This is a genomic window from Pseudomonas sp. DSP3-2-3, assembly GCF_049898225.1.
GTDB lineage: Bacteria > Pseudomonadota > Gammaproteobacteria > Pseudomonadales > Pseudomonadaceae > Aquipseudomonas.
Genome location: NZ_JAFCXH010000090.1, coordinates 1 through 569, shown reverse-complemented (window position 1 = coordinate 569; position 569 = coordinate 1). Strand labels below are relative to the sequence as shown.

1 pseudogene is annotated in these 569 nt (G+C 60.1%); it reads left to right on the top strand.

Features of this window, described 5'->3' with window-relative positions:
- Window positions 1–569, top strand: a pseudogene (locus ACP7E4_RS30500) (hypothetical protein); the annotation flags it as partial.

Here is a 569-nt window from a genome sequence, read left to right as displayed (position 1 = left end):
CGTGCCATTGCCACTGGAAGTCGGCGCCTGGGCACAATGCCTTGAGCACATTGTCGATCCGAATACCCAAGGCGATGCGGGCCTGTGGACGGCTCAACCGCCTGCGCCCGACGTGTTGCAAGCGGCACGATCCCGCGAACTCTACGGTGTGATGCTGCTCGACAGCCAGTACCGCCTGCGTCATTTGAGCACCCGGATTTATGACCAGCGCCACTTGCTGGAACTGTGCGGCGCGCGGGCCCAGCGTTATCCGCATCACGCCAGCGCCTTGCTGGTGCAACAACTGATTGTTCCGCAATCCATCGGCGGCAAGAAGAACCCGCTGCATCAGCAACTCGACATGCTCAAGGAAAAGAGCCGGCTGGATATCAACCGATTTACCGCCAGCAGCGAACGCGCCCAGTTATGGCGTCAGCAGGAAATGAGCCAATCGTTGCTCAGCGAATGCCTGCAACAACGTCAGACCGAACAATGCCTGGCCGACCACCTGAGCCTCGACGGCTTCAAATACGCGGCGGCTTTTCATTTTGTCAGCCAGCTGTTCGTCACCCTGGCCTTGGGGCCGTCGG